The organism is Psychrobacter sp. Pi2-1, assembly GCF_904846645.1.
Classification (GTDB): Bacteria; Pseudomonadota; Gammaproteobacteria; order Pseudomonadales; family Moraxellaceae; genus Psychrobacter.
Map to the genome: position 1 here is coordinate 16880 of NZ_CAJHBO010000016.1, position 19947 is coordinate 36826.

The 19947-nt window shown below is 42.0% G+C and carries 17 protein-coding genes and 1 other RNA gene; 6 read left to right on the forward strand and 12 right to left on the reverse strand.

The window, feature by feature from the left end; genetic code table 11:
* Nucleotides 1-148 precede the first annotated feature (148 nt).
* The 4 genes from ruvA to JMX91_RS09665 form a co-directional block, all read right to left on the reverse strand.
* Complete coding sequence (ruvA, locus tag JMX91_RS09650) at nt 149-769, reverse strand: Holliday junction branch migration protein RuvA (protein ID WP_201548844.1); 621 nt, start codon at nt 767-769, stop codon at nt 149-151.
* A 78-nt stretch (nt 770-847) separates the two neighbouring features.
* Nucleotides 848-1885, reverse strand: coding sequence for a class II fructose-bisphosphate aldolase (fba, locus tag JMX91_RS09655; RefSeq protein ID WP_201548845.1), 1038 nt, complete (start codon nt 1883-1885; stop codon nt 848-850).
* Between the two features lie 412 nt (nt 1886-2297).
* Nucleotides 2298-2684: a hypothetical protein gene (locus JMX91_RS09660; protein ID WP_201548846.1), complete on the reverse strand. Its 387-nt coding sequence runs from the start codon at nt 2682-2684 to the stop codon at nt 2298-2300.
* Between the two features lie 257 nt (nt 2685-2941).
* Nucleotides 2942-4156: a phosphoglycerate kinase gene (locus tag JMX91_RS09665; RefSeq protein ID WP_201548847.1), complete on the reverse strand. Its 1215-nt coding sequence runs from the start codon at nt 4154-4156 to the stop codon at nt 2942-2944.
* 504 nt (nt 4157-4660) lie between these two features.
* Between JMX91_RS09665 and JMX91_RS09670 the strand changes: the two genes are divergently transcribed.
* The gene (locus JMX91_RS09670) at nt 4661-4990 is read left to right on the forward strand and encodes a TraR/DksA family transcriptional regulator (RefSeq protein ID WP_102090459.1); all 330 of its coding nucleotides are present in this window, start codon (nt 4661-4663) and stop codon (nt 4988-4990) included.
* A 65-nt stretch (nt 4991-5055) separates the two neighbouring features.
* On the opposite strand, the gene JMX91_RS09675 is transcribed toward JMX91_RS09670, so the two are convergent.
* Nucleotides 5056-5724 carry a thiamine phosphate synthase gene (locus JMX91_RS09675; RefSeq protein ID WP_201548848.1) on the reverse strand — a complete coding sequence of 223 codons (669 nt, stop codon included), beginning with the start codon at nt 5722-5724 and terminating at the stop codon, nt 5056-5058.
* Between the two features lie 87 nt (nt 5725-5811).
* Nucleotides 5812-6894: a serine hydrolase gene (locus tag JMX91_RS09680; RefSeq protein ID WP_057760963.1), complete on the reverse strand. Its 1083-nt coding sequence runs from the start codon at nt 6892-6894 to the stop codon at nt 5812-5814.
* A gap of 393 nt (nt 6895-7287) precedes the next feature.
* Between JMX91_RS09680 and JMX91_RS09685 the strand changes: the two genes are divergently transcribed.
* The 3 genes from JMX91_RS09685 (at nt 7288) to JMX91_RS09695 (ending at nt 11518) form a co-directional block, all read left to right on the forward strand.
* A complete protein-coding gene (locus tag JMX91_RS09685; protein WP_101206382.1) occupies nt 7288-7923 on the forward strand; it encodes a response regulator in 636 nt (211 codons plus the stop codon).
* A 34-nt stretch (nt 7924-7957) separates the two neighbouring features.
* Nucleotides 7958-9715, forward strand: a complete 1758-nt coding sequence (locus tag JMX91_RS09690) for a sensor histidine kinase (protein ID WP_201548849.1) — start codon at nt 7958-7960, stop codon at nt 9713-9715.
* Nucleotides 9716-9793: 78 nt separating this feature from the next.
* Nucleotides 9794-11518: a sigma-54-dependent transcriptional regulator gene (locus JMX91_RS09695; protein ID WP_201548850.1), complete on the forward strand. Its 1725-nt coding sequence runs from the start codon at nt 9794-9796 to the stop codon at nt 11516-11518.
* A gap of 74 nt (nt 11519-11592) precedes the next feature.
* Here JMX91_RS09695 and JMX91_RS09700 read toward each other — a convergent pair whose 3' ends face one another.
* Together JMX91_RS09700 and gpmI are read right to left on the reverse strand one after the other, a co-directional pair.
* Nucleotides 11593-13062, reverse strand: coding sequence for a S41 family peptidase (locus tag JMX91_RS09700; RefSeq protein WP_201548851.1), 1470 nt, complete (start codon nt 13060-13062; stop codon nt 11593-11595).
* Nucleotides 13063-13296: 234 nt separating this feature from the next.
* Complete coding sequence (gpmI, locus tag JMX91_RS09705; RefSeq protein ID WP_201548852.1) at nt 13297-14955, reverse strand: 2,3-bisphosphoglycerate-independent phosphoglycerate mutase; 1659 nt, start codon at nt 14953-14955, stop codon at nt 13297-13299.
* Nucleotides 14956-15202: 247 nt separating this feature from the next.
* Here gpmI and ssrS point away from each other — a divergent pair.
* A non-coding RNA gene (gene ssrS / locus JMX91_RS09710) (6S RNA) lies at nt 15203-15398 on the forward strand.
* A 109-nt stretch (nt 15399-15507) separates the two neighbouring features.
* On the opposite strand, the gene JMX91_RS09715 is transcribed toward ssrS, so the two are convergent.
* A complete protein-coding gene (locus JMX91_RS09715) occupies nt 15508-16140 on the reverse strand; it encodes an FxsA family protein (protein WP_201548854.1) in 633 nt (210 codons plus the stop codon).
* Nucleotides 16141-16399: 259 nt separating this feature from the next.
* Here JMX91_RS09715 and ruvC point away from each other — a divergent pair, with 259 nt between their 5' ends.
* Nucleotides 16400-16984: a crossover junction endodeoxyribonuclease RuvC gene (ruvC, locus tag JMX91_RS09720; protein ID WP_057760973.1), complete on the forward strand. Its 585-nt coding sequence runs from the start codon at nt 16400-16402 to the stop codon at nt 16982-16984.
* A gap of 161 nt (nt 16985-17145) precedes the next feature.
* Here ruvC and JMX91_RS09725 read toward each other — a convergent pair whose 3' ends face one another.
* The 3 genes from JMX91_RS09725 to JMX91_RS09735 form a co-directional block, all read right to left on the reverse strand.
* Nucleotides 17146-18096 (reverse strand): META domain-containing protein, encoded by a 951-nt coding sequence (locus JMX91_RS09725; protein WP_201548856.1) that lies wholly within the window; start codon nt 18094-18096, stop codon nt 17146-17148.
* Nucleotides 18097-18409: 313 nt separating this feature from the next.
* Nucleotides 18410-19072, reverse strand: a complete 663-nt coding sequence (locus JMX91_RS09730; protein WP_201548858.1) for a glutathione S-transferase family protein — start codon at nt 19070-19072, stop codon at nt 18410-18412.
* 218 nt (nt 19073-19290) lie between these two features.
* Nucleotides 19291-19929, reverse strand: a complete 639-nt coding sequence (locus tag JMX91_RS09735; RefSeq protein ID WP_201548860.1) for a peroxiredoxin — start codon at nt 19927-19929, stop codon at nt 19291-19293.
* Between the last annotated feature and the right edge of the window lie 18 nt (nt 19930-19947).

Sequence of the window (19947 nt, forward strand, 5' to 3'; positions counted from 1 at the left end):
GTTAACAAATAGCATAACCAAACGCTGCGCATAAGTCATGTAAAACCTTATTAAGCGAGCACTAAAACGAAAATAAGCGACATTTAATGTCGCTTATTAATTTAATATACTATGTGGTTGTCATCGATAGATGGCTAGTTAATATAAATTAAAAGCCAGATAACTGCTGTAAAGTAGCTTTTAACAAGCCTTGAGTATCAGCAAAAGTATCTCCTTTACTCTTAGCAGCTTTGATCGCTAGCTGAGCTTCTTTTTCTTTGTAGCCCAAGCTAATCAACGCGCCTTCCACTTCAGCAATAATACTACCTTCGTGAGAAATCGTAGTTTCCTGAGGTGTCAATTCAAATGCACCACTATCAACGTCGATATTCTTTAACTTGTCTTTTAGCTCAATCAATAAGCGTTGCGCCGTCTTTTTACCGATGCCAGGGATACGAGTTAATGCCGTCTCCGACTCTTGCTCGACGTGCATCTTTAGCTCAGCTGCTGACATTGCAGACAACATTGCCAAAGCCATTTTTGCCCCAACCCCATTAATTTTAATTAACTGGCGAAAGACATCGCGTTCTTTTCGATCGATAAAGCCGTATAGCAATTGGGCATCTTCGCGAACATGGAAATGTGTCCAAATGCTGGCTTGTTCATTAAGCTGCAGCTGGCAAAATGAAGGCAATGGCAGTTCGATATCATAACCCACACCAGAGGTCGTCATGATACAAGCCGTCGGTGCCATCAAGTACTGCACCTGTCCGGTAATCAATCCAATCATTATTTACGACCTCTTATGTAAAATATTATAAAATCAGCTGCTACTTCATGATTAACAACTACGTTCTACAACACAGTCTTATTGGTAAAAATTTACCATACCTTCAAGACTGGTTGGACGAATTTTATGTGCTTGACCTGCAGAGCCAAACGCTTCAAAACGATTGGTACAGATATCTGACATCGCTACCATAGATGCTTTAAAGTATTTACGTGGATCAAATTCACTTGGATTTTTTGCAAGGAATTCGCGGATAGCACCAGTTGATGCCAGACGTAAATCCGTATCGATGTTTACTTTGCGCACACCATGTTTGATCGCTTCAACGATTTGCTCAACTGGCACGCCATAAGTTTCGCCGATATCACCACCATTTTCATTAATAACTTTTAGCCATTCTTGTGGCACTGATGAGGAACCATGCATAACAAGGTGAGTATTAGGAATACGGGCATGAATCTCTTTTACGCGCTCAATAGATAAGATATCGCCTGTCGGTGGACGTGTGAACTTATAGGCACCATGGCTAGTACCGATAGCAATTGCTAACGCATCGACATTGGTATCTTTTACAAACTGCTCAGCTTCATCAGCACTAGTCAAAAGCTGCTCATGATCCAATACGCCTTCAGCGCCAGAGCCATCTTCTTCGCCAGCCATACCAGTTTCAAGACTACCTAGGCAACCGATTTCGCCCTCTACAGAGACACCGCAAGCGTGTGCCATCTTAACGACTTCGCGCGTGACGGTAGCATTGTAATCATAATCCATTGGCGTTTTGCCATCTTCACCAAGTGATCCGTCCATCATCACTGATGAAAAACCTAATTGGATTGAGCGTTGGCAAATAGCTGGCGACATACCGTGATCTTGATGCATTACTACTGGAATATGTGGCCATTCTTCGATCGCAGCGATAATCAAATGACGCAAAAATGCTGACCCTGCATAGTTACGTGCGCCCGCACTGGCTTGGACAATGACAGGTGAATCACAAGCATCCGCAGCCATCATGATTGCACGCATTTGCTCTAAGTTATTGACGTTAAAGGCAGGAACACCATAGCTGTGTTCAGCGGCATGATCTAGAAGTTGACGTAAGGATATTAGGGCCATAAGACGCTCTCTGATTAGATTTTGAATAGTATTTTAAAAAACAGCTTGATAGCAATCATTTCACTGTATATTCGACCATACTGACTGTACACAGGCTAGTAAAAATCTGAATGCTATTGGATATGATTACCACGCGGTGATTATAGCAAAAATTGTCCTGTCTTCGTAGCGGTTGACCGACTATTTGTCAGTCTATACCGTCTCTTGATATCAGTTTAATTTTATAAACTGATACTTTATAAAATGTAACAATGGCATACAACGCAAAAAGCCTTGGCAATCACCAAGGCTTTTCTAGTATTTTGAGGCTTATAAAGCAACGACCCTTTTTAGATATTATTTACCGATGATTATCTATCAATCAATAGCATCCCAGCAAATCAGTCATTATGGTGCTTAGTTATCGCGTAGCTTAGTACTGTTGCTCTGCATCAACTGCAACATCATTTGCGCCATCAGCGACAGCGTTAGCGCCATCAGCAACAGCTTCAGCAGTATTTTCAACCGCTGTGTTAGTGCTTTCAGCAATAGCATCGCCAGTGTTTTCTAGAGCGTCTGTCGCAGCTGCACCGGCAGTTTCAGCGCCTTCAGCGACTTCTGTACCAGCGTCTTGAGCAGCAGCTTCAGCTTCAGCAGCAGCAGCTTCTGTTTCAGCGGCAGCAGCATCAGCGTTTGCAGCAGCATCATCGCCAGCAGATTCAACAGCAGCTTCAGTGTTTTCTTCTGTTTGTTGGCTACATGCAGTGATTGCAAAGGTACCAGCAAGTACGCTAGCAAGTAATAAATGACGTTTTAACATAATAAACCTCTCGTAAATAATGCATGTCAAAATACATGGTCGCGCTATTTTATAGAGTGCGAATCAGACATGCAATAATAATTTTCAGTATATAAATAAATAATTACTGCTTAATAATAATCGATGGCTATTGCGCTTACTTATATCAATAAAAACAAGTAAATCAACAGCCAAAATATTATTTTTACAGACTACCTTAGTTATTTAGAGTTAGTTGTACGTCTAATGTTACTAAGCTACAGAGTATCGTTAATTAGTTAGGCATCTATTTGCAGTGCAGCAACTGCTGGAAGTGCTTTACCTTCTACAAACTCTAAAAACGCACCGCCACCTGTTGACATATAACTCACGCTTTCAGCAACTTGATATTTATCGATAGCCGCTAACGTATCACCGCCACCCGCGATAGAGAAACCATCGCTATCTCTTACAGCAGTAGCTAATATCTGTGTGCCTTGCCCGAAAGCATCGACTTCAAAGACACCCACTGGACCATTCCACAAGATAGTTTTTGCATTGATAATGGCACTGGCAAGCTGTTTTGCGCTTTCTGGTGCGATGTCCAATATCATGTCATTGTCACCGATCGCATCAACTGATTTGATCGTTGCAGTGGCTTTTTGCAATGAGCCAGTAAAGTCAGCGAAATCGATGTCATTTTTATCAGCGACTACGACGTATTCAGGCAGTAAGATTTCAGTCTTGGTCATAATATTACGTGCAGTATCGAGCAAATCTGCTTCGTACAATGAAGCACCAACACTATGACCTTGTGCTGCCAAGAAAGTATTGGCTATACCGCCACCAACGATAATCTGTGTGCAAACTTCAGCCAAGCTGTGTAGCACTTCTAATTTGGTAGACACTTTTGACCCACCAACGATAGCGAGCATTGGCTGTGCTGGTGTTTCAAGCGCTAGGCTCAAAGCATCAAGCTCAGCAGCTAACAATGGCCCTGCACACACAGTTTTGTCTGCTTGACGCATTGCTTGTGTAACACCCTCTGTTGATGCCTGTGCACGGTGCGCTGTACCAAAAGCGTCCATCACAAACACATCGCACAAATCAGCGTACTTTTTCGCTAGTGTGGTATCGTTTTTCTTTTCACCGTCATTGAAGCGTACATTTTCTAATAGAACCACTTCGCCAGATTTCACATTGGCACCTTGGGTGAGGTAATCAGTATTAAGACGTACAGGTGTCGATAGTTGCGAGCTTAATTTGTCCGTCAGATAATCAGCAACCGGCGCTAATGAGTATACAGTTTCAGGATTGCCTTCTGTTGGGCGGCCTAAATGTGAGCAAACAATTACCGCAGCGCCTTTCTCGAGCGCCATCTTGATGGTAGGAAGACTGGCTTGCAAGCGCGCATCGCTCGTGACCTTACCGTCTTTAATAGGCACATTTAAATCTTCTCGGATTAAGACCACTTTATCCGTTAAGTTCAACTCACTCATACGCAAAAAATTCATTACCTGCTCCTATGCATCAATATATCTGTTAATTTGCGATTACTGTCATTACTGATATGACTATTATAGTCAGCTCTATATAAATCAGATTCAGTGCTAAGCTCGATCAATCCACTATTTTGTAGCATTCTCGCTCGCCTGCCATATAACCAAGCTATTTTATACCCGTGCTATATAGTAACTATCAGCTTTATTGCTTTTTAATATTTTTAACGCTTGGCTCTGACACCTATCAAACCACTCTGATGAGTCGCTCAAGTAAACAGAATTTAGCGGCGGTGTATTCTACCAGTTTTCTACCGCAGTCTCACAAGCAACCTGACACAAATTTCAGCACGTTTAAAATATTTAGTCTAAATTCTCAGACCGTTATTCGATGGCAACAATTGCAGTTGCTAGCTTTAAGCATAGTCAATAAACCGTAACATTTCGTGGTGGTACTCAGCAGTCAAGCTCTTTATGATAGAAACATTGACAATGAAAATAATCCATTAGGAGAAAATAATGAGCATCAACTTAGACACTGCTAAACAAAACCTATTAAAATTAAAAGATGAGTACGAATCTCGAATTGATAAGATAGAAGATCATATCCAAAATCCACAAGATGATCTCAATGAACATTGGGAAGATCAGGCCATATCCTATCGTCAAAATGACATGCGCAAAAACTTGATGAGCGAAGCGCGTCAAAGCTTAATCTATGTAGAGAATGCATTAGGTCGGATTGAAAATGGTACTTATGGCGAGTGTGAAGTCTGCGGTGAACAGATCGAAGAGCAACGCTTAGAAGCGCTGCCCTATGCTACCTTATGTATGGAACACGCTGAGTAGCACTTTCATATTAATACTCTATTGTAAGACTATTTCTACCCTAAAACCTCTCTAATAAGAGTACTTCAAGTAGGTATTTTCCATTTAGAAAATGCCTGCTGCCATTCGTGACAGCGCTGAGCTATATCCGCTACTGGCAAGTCCATAATATCCCCGACTACTGCTACAAGCGCAATGGGTAAATCTACCAGCTCTGAGACATTTTCTGCGGTTAACCCCCCTATCACACATATTGGTATGCCTTGCTGACACCCTTCCACAAGCTGCTGACGCGAAATGATATTAGCATTTGTCTTAGTTGTAGAAGTAAATACAGCACCCATCGCAGCATAACTTGCGCCGTCATTTTTTGCTTCTTTAATCAGCGCTACATCACCATGGCAGGTACGACCGATGATTTGATGCGGTGAAAGGGATTGCAAAGCATTACCGATACTGCCGTCTGTTTGACCAAGGTGTACCCCAACGCCAAGCTTTTCAGCCAACTTCACGTCATCATTAATAACAACTGGCACGTTGTACGTTTTAGCTAACTCAACGATTTTTTGCGCCTCATAAAAAAGCTTCAAAGCTCCATCAGGTAGACTAAGAACCTGCTTACGACGAATTTGTAATAGCGCAATCAAGCCTGTCGATAAGGCTGCCTCTAGCTTTTGATATAACAGCTCAAATTCATCATCGTTGGTCAACAAATATAGCTTAGGCATAACTGAGGAAAATGATGAACGACTCATAGCGTTTATCCTTAATTCTTAAATTCAACACAATAAAAAAGCCGTTATACGATATAACAGCTTTTTTATACATTTAGAACAGATAGCTTACACTGTACGGCGTGTAGCCAAACTATTTAAGATATTTTTAGCATCGCCCCAACGTGTTGCTGAGCTATTTGCTCCTAAGATAACAATAATTGCAGGACGATTATTGACACGAGTTTCCATCACAACGCAACGTCCGGCTTCATTGATAAAGCCTGTCTTAGAGATACCGATTGGATAGCTGCCGTCACGAACCAATGTACTGGTATTACTGGCTTTATAGGTGCGGTTACCACTTGAGTAATTTGAGACAAAAAAGTCATAGCTCTTAGTGGTAGAAAAACGACGAATCACATCATAGTTGCCAGCAGCACGTACCATCTTGACCAAATCTTTTGACGAAGCTACGTTGCGCTTATCAAGTCCAGTTGGATCACCAAAAAATGCCGTATTCATGCCCAAGTCTTGCGCTTTACGATTCATCGCACGCATAAAGGCATCATAGCCACCTGGGTAATTACGCGCTAGACTCTTTGCTGCTGGATTTTCCGACTTCATCAACGCCATCAATAGCATCTCAGCGCGGTTTAAACGATCACCTGATTTCAAACGCGAGCTTGCACGCTTAGGACCAACGAAATCTTCTGGATCAAGCGTGATTTCTTCACGCATATCAAGGCCAGCATCCAACACCACCATAGCCGTCATAACTTTAGTGATGCTGGCCATTGGGCGCGCGATATCAGCATCTTTTTCGTAGATAGACTCGCCAGTTTCAGCATCGATCACCGCAACACTACGTGAATCAGTGCTAATCGGAATCATATCGCTGCTACCGAAAGCCCCACGATAGGTTGTATTATAGCGAGCACTATTGGTGTTATTACTACTAGCAAAACTATTAGTATTCGTGATGTTAGTAGTGCCGTAGCCATTATCGACTTTCTTAATAGCAGAGCCATTAGACTTGTACATAATGTTGCGAGCTTCAGACAAGCTATCAGCGCCGCCCCAACTCAGGCGTGCACTAGAGGCAGTGTCAGTGCTACCATTAATTGTAAGTGCGGCTTGTGCAACACTGCCCAAACTCAATGAAATCATAGCAGCGATCAATTGCTGTTTGGTTAATGGTAGTTGCTTCATTATGCCTCCTGCTGTCGCTATTACGCCAGTTACATATTGTCTGACGCCAAAAACGTACGTAGCGTTTATAGATGTGTTTGTAAGTACTCACATAGAGCTTTTGTATTTTTAGTGTATCATGGTTTACATTTAAGTTTAATCTATCAAACTGATTTAGTAGTTTTTTTTGGTTTCGTTCAAACTTTACTACAACCAATTTATATTACAGAAACATCAATTCACACTGCAGCAATATAATTTAACTTCGAATGTTATGATTACTCGTATTTTGTTATATTAATCAGCGGTATTTTGAATATACGAAGATGACAATAATGGTTGAAATATATTCGTTTTTTATACTATTTGGACCTAATAAAGCGTTCATTCTGACAATCAATAAAGAGTATGGTTATGATTAAAGTATTAGTGGTAGATGATCATGATTTGGTACGGATGGGTATTAGCCGTATGTTGTCAGACAGCCCCGATATTGAAGTAGTAGGTGAAGCAGACAGCGGTGACATGGCTATCAAACAGGCCAAACAATTACATCCTGACGTGATTTTGCTAGACGTCAATATGCCGAATATTGGCGGGCTCGAAGCAACCAAACGCCTGATACAACTCGACATGGGTATCAAGATTTTGGCGGTCAGTAGTATGTCTGCACAGCCCTATCCCTCAATGCTGATCAAAGCAGGTGTGAATGGTTACATTACCAAAGGCACGCCGCTTGATGAAATGATACGTGCGGTCAAAAAGATTTATCAAGGAGGTCGTTACTTCAGCCAAGATGTTGCTGAACAGTTAGCAGACGTTTTATTATCTGATAACGCAAACTCCCCTTTTGACTTATTAAGTGACAGAGAAAAACAAGTGGCGATGATGGTTGTTAATTGTCAGAGCCCTCAGCAAATAGCTGATCAATTATTTGTTAGCGTCAAGACTATTAATACGTATCGCTACCGTATTTATGAAAAAGTTGGGGTTGATAGTGATGTTAAACTGACTCATTTGGCCATTCGTCATGGTCTGATTCAACCATAAACCATTTTAGCGTTTATTTTATTACGGCCAGTTTATGAACCCTGCTACCAACCTTAGCTCTGCCATTACTCGTTATGTACATCACGACGATACGCTTCCTCTGCCGCAGTTGCGTAAGTTGGGGTTGATCTATAGCAGCTATCGTTTCGTCGTTAGCCTGTTCTCTATGCTCATGCTATACATCTCTGCTCGTACCGGTGATAGCGCGTCTTTACCGAGTTTTTTACAACAAACGACTCTAAGCTTCTATGTACTTCTAAGCTTGATACTGCTTGGATTATTTTATGTCGTTAGAAAACATATGCGCCGCCAATTGGCATTCGGACTGGCCTTAGACGTTATTATATTAAGTCTACTGCTCTACACGACAGGCAACCCTGATTTGCAGCTAACCATGTTATACATGGTAGTCGTCGCGGCTAGCTTTATGCTACTACATGGTTCACAAGCGCTGGTTATTACGTTACTTGCCATCATTCTCGTTATTTATCAGCAATTTTTCTACGCTATTGCTAATAGCATGAGTCTAGCCAATCTAGGTGATGCGCTACTGATGTCAGCGAGTTTTTTAGCAGTGGGCGGTTTGAGCTGGTCTATCTCTCAGCGATTAGTACAGCTTGAGAAAGTCGCGGCAAACCATGCTAAGGAAGTCGAGCGACTTAACGTGATTAATCAAGAAGTTATCACGCAGATGGTGAATGGTGTTATCGTTATCGATAAGCAACATATTGTCTTAGCAAATCTTGCAGCACATCAATTGCTGAGCCTTTCGCTTGTCACGCCTACTACAGCACAGAATACCCTTGACGATACAAAAGAGACTCATAACAAAGCACTTCTCTCTAATTTTGAGCAGCAACTCAATGAACAGCATTCCCAGTTGTTTCATGCCTGCTTGTCAGTAGCATCTGGGCAGTCACGCGCTTTTACCTACGATGTGCCAGCTGTGGCAAATGCCTCAATATTTGGCAAATTACGTGTACAGATTATTCCACTAAAAGACGATAGCAAACTTGTCATATTAGAAGACTTACGCCGTGAGCAAGCTAATGCTCAACAACTAAAACTGGCTTCTCTAGGGCAATTAACTGCCAGTATTGCCCATGAAATCAGAAACCCATTAGCAGCGATATCGCAAGCCAGCCAGCTATTAATGGAAGATGTTGCAGAACAAATGGAAGATGACAGTGCATTAACAAGTGAATCGAATGCTGCCATGACCGGCAACCATGAGCTTTATGAAATGATATTTTCACAGACAAAGCGTGTAAACCGTATCATCGAAGATATTTTAAAGCTGTCTCGTCAGCAGACGGCTACCCAGCAGGTGCTCGAATTGGCTGAATGGATGCCATCGTTTTTGGAGAATTATTTCCAAGGACACGACATTTTTCTACGAATAAAAACCAAACCCATCATATCATTTGATACTCATCAGTTAGAGCAGATATTGATCAACCTAATCAACAATGGCCTGCGTTATAGCAGCTATGCTCATCCCCACGCTTATGTAGAAATCGACATTTACTGCGCAGACAACGATGTTATAATCGATATATTAGATAATGGTAATGGTGTTAGTGCTGGAAATCTAGAACTTTTGTTCGATCCATTTTTTACAACAGATAAAGCTGGTACAGGACTGGGGCTCTATTTATCACAAGCATTTTGTGAAGCCAATCAAGCGCGTTTACTCTACATTCCTGAACATGAGAAAACATGTTTTCGATTAATTGTACCTTCTATTAAATCTGATAATAAATTTCAAACTATCGAAGAAAATCTTACCTAAATTTATCTTTTGAAAGCTATTACGCCCATTTAGACCCAGCTATTGATTTTATAGCCATAAAATACGATGAGATGACGTATGACAACAACCGCGCTAGTCGTCGATGATGAAGTAGATTTATGTCGATTGATGCAAATTACCTTGACTAAAATGGGTATCAAAAGTGATGTGGCTTATACATTGTCGCAAGCAAGAACGTTTTGGCAAGACAACGACTACGATTTTTGTCTGACGGACTTAAAACTGCCAGATGGCTCGGGACTTGAACTGGTAAAAGAAATTAGCAATAGCTCTAATATTCCAATAGCAGTGATTACGGCTCATGGCAGCATGGATTTAGCTATTGAGGCATTAAAGCTTGGTGCCTTCGATTTTGTCAATAAACCGCTAGAACTACCACGTTTGCGCCAACTGGTAGAGAATGCCCTAAAAGTTATTCATCAAGATAACGAAGTACAGGCCGCACCGGAATGCTCTCCTGAACAAAAAATGCTAGATAGTAGATTGATTGGTAATTCTGCTGTCATGCATCCCCTCAAAAATACTATTTTAAAGCTAGCACGCTCACAGGCACCTGTGTTTTTATCGGGCGCTTCTGGCACAGGTAAAGAAGTGGTCGCCAGATTGATCCATGATTTAAGTCCACGGCGTGATGGCAGCTTTGTACCAGTGAACTGCGGTGCGATACCATCGGAGTTAATGGAGTCGGAGTTTTTTGGTCATAAAAAAGGTAGCTTTACAGGGGCTGTCGCTGATAAACAGGGATTATTCCAGCAAGCCAATGGCGGCACGTTATTTTTAGATGAAGTGGCGGACTTACCGTTAGCCATGCAAGTTAAGTTGTTACGTGCTATTCAAGAAAAAACAGTAAGGGCAATCGGTGATACAAAAGAAGTTCCAGTAGACATCCGCATTTTGTCTGCTACTCACAAAGACCTGAGCCAATTGGTACAAGATGGTGCATTTCGACAAGATTTGTATTATCGCATCAATGTCATTGAGCTAAAGCTTCCAACGCTTAACACACGCCGTGATGATATCCCTGTGTTAGCAGACCACTTTTTAGCGATGATTGCTGATGACTGGCAATTAGAGTCACCGCCGTCATTGACGATGGAAGCCTGCGAACGCTTACAACGCCACGATTTTGCGGGTAATGTCCGTGAACTACGCAACTTATTGGAGCGTGCAGTTACGTTAGCTGATACCTCATATATAGACGTTAGTCATTTAGGTCTTCCTGACATTGAACCTGAGCTTGTAAATACACAAGAGCAAAATCATAGCTCAGCTATCGATAGCTCTGAGCCACCTGCTCGCAACGTAGAAAATCAAATAGACGTTCAATCTACAGTCCAATCAACAAAGGACGGTGAGCAAGTCATTCAATCTAGCAATATGGCGACGCAGGTTGAGCAAAGAGTGACCAATTTACATCCCTATCGTACTAGCACCAACCACTACCCTTCAATGGTGCAGCATTCGTCAGCTAGTAATAACAGTTCGTCAACCAACGTAGCAAATACTTATGACAAAGAGTCGGTCCTTGACTCCGCCGACCAACAAGAAAGCGCTCAAGAAACTTCTAAAGACATATCAGGTTTACAAAAATTGTTCGACGGTCAATTACCGCCTCAAGGATTAGAGCATTATTTGCAGGAACAAGAAAAGCAGCTAATTATCACGGCACTCAAACAAACTGGCTGGAACAAAACCCAAGCAGCTGAATTATTAGGAACCACCTTTCGCTCTTTACGCTACCGTATGAAAAAGCTCGAAATTTCTGAAGATGCGTTCGACTAGTTTCTTTTGAACGTCATCTTCAAATATTTTTAAACGTTGAATGGTATGTGCGGTTAATTGACTGCTACGAAAATCTATTCTTTCGTAGCATTTTTTCTAACAAAGCGAATACCCGAATCAAGCGCGCGCGCCTTTACTAATTCTAATGCTTGCTGTTCCCACGTGTTCTCGCTGCCTGATAAAGTCACATCAGGTTCTACGCCGATCTCGTCTATTTGTTTGCCTACTGCCGTCATATAATTGGCCACAGTCAATTTGACGGCTTGCTCATCGTTTAACGGTATGACTGATTGTACTGAGCCCTTACCATAGCTAACTTCACCGATAATAGTAGCGCGTTTTTGTGCTTGTAAACTACTGGCAAGCACCTCTGCTGCTGATGCTGAATAGCGGTTTTGTAATACTACTAAAGGCAAAGGCTTAAGTATCGCATCACCTTGGGTCGATAGTACCCGTGATTTATTTTGACGTGCTTGCACCTGCACCACATCAGTATCATCCATAAATAAACTGGCCACGCTCACTGCTGATGTCAGTACGCCACCTGGATTATCACGCATATCTAGTAAAATTCCTGATATCGGAGCGTTTAGGTTAATCAAACCTTCTAGTAACTTCTCACGGCTGTTGTTTTGAAACGCCGGTAATTTGACAATGGCAATACCATCAACCAGTTTGGTTTCGATAATCTGTGGATGACTGTTATTACGCTGCAACGTCGTCGTGTGCTTACGGCGGCCAGCTTTGGAAGTAATGATATCTACCTGCGTACCGGCAATACCTGTCAAAAGCTGCTCAACGTCATTAACCTGTCGCCCTTCGTCTAGCTTAAACTCATCAACCTGATGCAAATAATCACCAACTGCGATGCCTTTTTTGTCTGCAGGTGAATCATCGATAACCTCTGTCACGACCCAATAACCTGCCTCTGGTCGGTAATTAACCTTAATACCAATATCACCAACGTCGCCCTCAGTAAAAGCACGCAGGTTCTCATAGGCTTCTGCGTCCAAAAACTCAGCATGGCTATCAAGTTTGGTTAGCATACCGCTCATCGCATTGCTAAATAACTCTTCATCATTGACCGCATCAACGTATTGACGACGTACTAAATCCACCACAGCCACAAATGTCTTTAGCGTCTCAGGAGAGATAGCATTTAGCGATACTTGTGCAACTTCTGCTGGAATCTCCATATCAATATCATCAGCATCATCCGTCAGCGCGCTTTCATCTGGCACACTATCTATCGAGTCATCTGGCTCATCGGCGACATCTAACATATCAGCAATATTCGATAAATTATCAGCGTCGTTTTCATCCGCTATCTCATCTGCATTCAAACTGATGAGCTGTAGACCATTTGTAGGATTATCATTATTTTTAGAAGCTCCCACTGCTGCTTGTGCATTTACGCTAATCGCACAACCAAGCACACCTATTAAAATTGCAGGCTGCAAAATCTTGGACGCGACTGATGCCTTCCCTACTGATTTACTTAACCCTTTGGATAAAAAAGAACGTGCAAAAGAAATAGGCTGCATAAAAGAACTCATTTGAATAATAGAGAATACGAATTTATCGTTATATAGCGACTTATAAGATAGCACCAAACGCATATTTCGAACTAGCATAGTATTGCAAGTAAATTAAGTAAAATGTATCACAAAAAAAGGAAAGGATAATAGGTTATCCTTTCCTTTTTGATATCTTCTGGTACAGCTGTCAAGTCAGTATAAACCACAGTCATTTAAGTACTGTGTTTTAATTCGACTGGCCTAGACTGCTGGAACCAATAAGCTTTCACCTGTCATTTCGGTAGGGGCATCAACATTCATCAATGATAAAATAGTCGGTGCCACATCACTAAGTTTGCCGCCACGGCGTACTTGTAGCTTTTGCTCGCCCACATAAATCAATGGCACATGCTCTGTCGTATGCTGTGTATGTACTTGACCACTTTCGTAGTCTTGCATTTGCTCACAGTTACCATGATCGGCTGTAATAAGCATGTCACCACCAGCAGCACGCACTGCTGACTCGATACGGCCCACACAGACATCCAAGGCTTCTACGGCTTGTACCGCCGCATCAAAGATACCTGTATGCCCTACCATGTCACCGTTGGCATAATTGACTACTAGCACATCATATTTGCCAGATTCAATCGCTTCTACTAACTTATCAGTGACTTCGGGTGCGCTCATTTCAGGCTTCAAATCATAAGTTGCCACATCTGGAGATGGTACCAAGATACGCGTCTCGCCTTCATACTCTTCTTCACGGCCACCGCTAAAGAAAAACGTCACATGCGCATATTTTTCAGTTTCCGCGATACGTAGCTGTGTTTTACCTTGATCCTGCAGGTACTCTCCCAATGTGTTGGCTAAAGACGTTGGGTAATAAGCAATGCTGGTTTTTGGATTGTCAGCTAGGACATCTGAATACTTAGTTAGCATCACAAACGCTGCCAGTTTTGGCTGTTTTTGACGCGCAAATCCAGAAAACTCATGGTCTGGCAATACAAACGCTTGGGCAAGCTCACGAGCGCGGTCAGCACGGAAATTCATAAAAATAAGTGCGTCATTATCATTGACAGTATATGGCACTTCATCACGTCCAATTACGGTCGTTGGACTGACAAACTCATCGGTCTCACGCGCTTTATAAGCGGCTTGGACAGCGCCATCGGCCCGTGTCGATAGACGATCAGCTTTGCCTTCAGTAATCAGCTCATAGGCTTTTTGTACTCTATCCCAACGATTGTCGCGGTCCATTGCATAGTAGCGACCGATGATACTTGCAATCTGTACGCGGCCACCTTCGTAATGAGCATTCAACTTATTGATATAATCACGCAGACGATTGATGTACTTATCAGCAGATTTAGGCGGGGTATCACGGCCATCTAAGAAACAATGAATAAAGACATTCTTGGCACCATGGACCAATGCTGAGTGACACATGCCTTCGATATGGTCTTGATGTGAGTGGACGCCGCCATCAGAGAGCAAGCCCATAATATGGACATTACCGCCACGCTCGTTAGCCGCTTTTACGGCATTGACCAATGCTTCGTTTTTATAAAACTCACGATTGGCCAGCTCACTTGAGATACGAGTTGAGTCCTGATAAAGAACACGTCCCGCCCCTAAATTCATGTGACCAACTTCTGAGTTACCAAACTGACCATCTGGCAAACCAACATCTTCCCCTGAAGCTGAAATCAGCCCATGAGGATATTGCTGATAAATCTTGTCTAAATTTGGCATATTAGCGGCAGCGATGGCGTTATCTTTATCTTCTTCACGATGACCAAAGCCGTCCAATATCATCAAGACATGCGGTATTTTTTTATTCTGTGCACCGTCTTGGTTATTGCTAAGCTGTGTTTTATTATTATCAATAGAGTCTGATGCTTGTTGGGTACTGGTCATATATTACCGCTCCTCGAGTGAATGAACGCCTATAATGCTGTGTAAGGGAATATAAAGCCCTCTATATTAACACACATCTTGAAATAGCTGAAAAACTGAGCATTTTTCGTGAGTTTATGAATAATTTTATAGGGTTATCTTGCGATGATTTTTCTATACAATGCAATATAAATGCGGCCAACTAACCAAGCTACGTATCAATCTGTAATTCAGACTTGCAATCACTCTTTTCATTGGTTAAGATAAAACTATTCTGAAGTGTTGGCTAGTAGATGTTTATTCCCTGAGCCGATAATGCTTTACCAGGATGTGGTACCTATTGTCTCATTGTGTATGCCTGCACCGCTTGCGGTGTATCAGGAAACCTGCAGAGATGATGACGCATCCGCCCTGAACTTCACGGTTCATGGGTCACCATCTTACAGCGGCACTTCGGTTGTTTCATTCGGTTAGTAAATATATTTCCTATAAATAGTATGCTTACGACCACTAAAAAGCCCCTTTCGTCATCGACGAGAGGGGCTTTTTTATGCTTATGATTTAACTGAATGGTTATTCGTCATTAGCAGATTTAGTAATCTTTTTTACATCTTTAGGGATGTTTTTGGCAGTACCATCAACCGTAGTATGCTGTTTAAACACATCACCAAATGGGTTTTGCTGCTGTTGACCAAACGGATTCTGGCCATTCATGCCACCTGCACCACCGAACGGGTTTTGACCGCCCATACCACCAACACCTCCAAATGGATTTTGACCGCCGCCCATTTGACCACCCATCTGCTTGGCCATCATTTCCATCATCTTTTGCTGATTATTCATGACGTAATTATTGGCCAAGTCTTTTAGCTTTTTCTGCACAGGTGGCAATACTACCAACAGCGCCATCAAATCACTAAGCACCCCAGGAATAAGCAATAAAATACCTGCAGCTGCCATCGCGATACTCTTAATCATCGTAGTCTCTGGCGGACGCATCGCAGGGTTCATCATACCACCAGCTTTCATTTGCTGTGCCATTGGATTAAGAGCAGCCATACCTTTGCGCATCAAAGAGATACCGATAACCGCAGCGATAATAAACCACATAAACACCCACCAGCCGCTCATAAACTGAGCAAGCAAATACCACAGTAGCATCTCGATAATAAACCAAACGATGGCTATACCAACTATCTGACCCATAAAGTGTCGTCCTATAAAATAAAAACCAATAAATTGAGCGCCATGAAAATTAAAATGGCTAACATATGATGTATATGGGGATTGGTTGCTATACTATCAAACTTAAGGCTAATTTTTAAGCCATATAGTCGGTACAATATAATTTGGCTACAAGGAAAGTGAGCGACAGTACTACGAATCGTAGGCTAAGCGAGTCTGACTCCGTATCCAATTTATATAGGATTGAATATAAAATGACAGGTAAGCAAGACGGAATATTATGGCAATTATTATAGGCATTGATCCAGGGTCACGCATGACCGGTTATGGGATAGTACAGCAGACAGGTGACAAGCTGACCTATATCGATGCAGGAACGATTCGTACAGATACCAAAGAGATGCCTGAACGCCTCAAACGTATCTTTAATGGACTAACCCGCATCACACAGCATCATTTAAAATACGCAGACGAGCCTATCTATACGGCAATTGAGCAAGTATTTATGGCAGAAAACCCTGATTCTGCACTTAAACTTGGGCAAGCACGAGGTGCAGCGATTGCCGCGATGGTGGCTTTAGATTTAGAAGTGTCAGAATATACGGCTCGGCAAATCAAACAAGCCGTCTGTGGCTACGGAGCGGCGGCCAAAGAACAAGTACAAGAGATGGTCTGCCGGATATTAGCGTTAGAAGTCGTACCGCAACAAGATGCTGCCGATGGACTTGCCTGCGCCATCTGTCATGCTCATTCAAGCCATTCCATGAACAAACTGATATTGAATAGCGCCATGCGTGGCCGCGGTGCTTCCAAGAAGAAAGGCCGTTGGCGTTTGACCGAAGAAGATTTAGGTAACTTACGTTAAAGATCAGCTTTAAAATAGCGAGGCGTTAAGATAGCGAGGTGTTGAAGCAGAAAAGCGTCAAAATAGATAAACAGCAAAGTAGACACCCCATAAAAAACACGCGTTACTAGACGCGTGTTTTTTATGACTATGAGCATTTCAAATGCTCAAACTATAATGGGCTACTCTACAACTGCACTTTCAATGACAGCATCTAGTATATAAGCATACTTTTCATCAGCAGTATCATCTTTAGTTGGCTCATTAGTCTCTGATAATTCATCGATATTTAGCGGATAGCGTTGTAAGCGTAATACTTCTTCGTGTTTGCTGTCATGCTGATAGCCATCGATCTCACCAACGAATACTTGCCACTGTCCTTCGTGAGTTTTAATGCCCTGATCATTGTAGGTAATAGGCTTCACTTGTAAACACTGCTCAGAGTTACCTGCTTCGCAAGGTACTGTTTCGGAGTTTACTGCCCAAAACACCGTTTCACCCTTACTGTTATATTTCGCTTGTGCAGTAAGCCTACCATTCCAAACCAGAGTTACATCATCGTCGGTAAACTGGGTTAATACTGGATTATCGCCTTGATCAATTTTGAACTCACTACTGCCCTGCATCAAAGTGTTTAAGGTATTTTCTGCCACATCTAGCTCGCCACAAGACATCTTCGTACTCATACCCTCTTCAGTGGTTACGGTATGCCCTTTTAACTGATAGCCAGCACTAATCGTATTACAGCCTACGCTATAGCTTAACGTGTCTTGCCCTTGATACTGGTTGAATGCAAGCGTTACCTGACTGTTGATATTCGCAAATTTAGCCATAGGTTGTTCATTGGCGTCAACAGCATTTACTAACGTCCAACGATGATGAGATAAGGTGGTCTTCAGCTTGTCTTGAGCGGTTAATTCAACAGGTTCAGATTCGTCTGATGTAGGGCTCATAATAGATACCAGATCTTCATTTACGGTTAAGTCTGTCATTTCGCCAGCTTCAGCACCCTGCGTTGTATCATTCTCGCTAGACGCCGCTTCTTTTTGACACGCACTTAGCATCAGACTAACTGCCATCATACTGGGTAATAGCAGTAATTTTAACGTTGGCTTATTTCGGCTACCTACCATATTACATACCTCTTAGTAAGCTTGTACAACTTATCTCGCGTACCATCTATGTTTTAAAAACCTATTCAAAAGAAGTCATAATTTAAAAGCACTCCTCTTTAATGAATAAGTAAGAAACATAATTGATATAACTAAGCTAGATTAACCACTATAACCTTGGCTCTATTAACCTATGTAACGAAATGTTGATTTTTATTATATTTCATAAAAAAACAGCTAACGATTGAGGTTAGCTGTTTTGCTTTATAGCGATCAATTTACCAAATAGGTTAATAGATAAATTTTATGATTTAAACTATTTTTCTAGAACCTTTTAGTCATTCACACTGGCATGTTTGGCTTTAGCCATATTTTTAATACTGAAACGTTCATTCATCTTTTGATAAAAGCGAGCCAGGTTTTCGCCTTGCTCATTAGGATTAATCTTCAATACTTTACCAAAATCCAAGCTTAGATATAGCACGATATCCGCAAAACTTAATTGTTCACCTACTAGGTATTCACGACCTTCTAATATCGTCTCAAAATATGCCATGGCTTTAACAGCACGAGCAATTGATGGTGCAACGAACTCTGGCACTTGCTCAACACGTTGTGCCTTAGATGGATGACTGTGCTGAAACGCGAGCATCAAGTTATACATCACTTCAAACTCTGCAACACGGCGCATAGAGCAAACCTGCGCACGTTGTACCACATCATTACCCATGACTGAACGCTCTCCATAAACGCGATCTAAATACTCGCAAACTGCCTGTGAGTCATTGAGCACGGTACCGTCATCTAGTGTTAAGACGGGTACGGTCTGCATTGGGTTCATTTGTGTAAAGGCTTCTGACATTTGCTCATTTGCAGCAAAATCAATATCGATCACATCGACATCATCCATATCATCGACATCGATACCTTTTGAAGCCAATAAGATAAGCGCTTTACGTGGATTGGGCGCTGTACGGGTAATATATAGTTTTTTCATAGCAAACTCCTTGTAAGAATGATTGGACAGCGATTGGGCGCTGATACGCTTTATTATGGTGTTGTACTGATAAGCACAAATATTGATACGCTATACCACAGTTATAGCCTAATCTGGCCATCATGGCAAAGTCTTATTAATCATAAAATAGAAATAATAAAAGCCCCATAACCTTGAGTCATGGGGCTTTATTTAATCACATTTATACATCAGTCTAATTATTTGTTTGGTGCAGGTGTGGTGCGTAGATACGGTTTAATCTCTTTGTGACCTTTTGGATATTTTGCAGCGATATCTTCATTTTTCACACTTGGTGGAATGATCACATCGTCGCCATCTTTCCAGTCTACAGGTGTCGCAACGTTATACTCATCCGACAACTGTAGTGCGTCGATTACGCGGATAATTTCATCAAAGTTACGGCCACAGCTGGCAGGGTATGTCAGCGTTAGACGAACTTTTTTGCTTGGATCAATGATAAAGACGCTACGTACTGTATGAGTGCTGTCGGCATTAGGATGCATCATGTCATATAGCTCAGCGACTTCTTTATTAGGATCAGCGATGATTGGGAAATTCATATCTGTGCCTTGAGTCTCACCGATATCGCTCGCCCACGCTTTATGATCTTCTAGGCTATCAACAGAAATACAAATCGGCTTTACATTGCGCTTTTGGAACTCGCCATTTAGTGCAGCGGCGCGACCAAGCTCAGTGGTACATACTGGCGTAAAGTCTGCTGGATGCGAGAAGAACACGACCCAATGATCACCTGCCCACTCGTGAAAATTGATGTCACCTTCTGTGGTTGTAGCGTCAAAATTTGGTGCGGTATCACCTAAACGTAAATGTGCCATGCTTGATTCCTTAGCTAT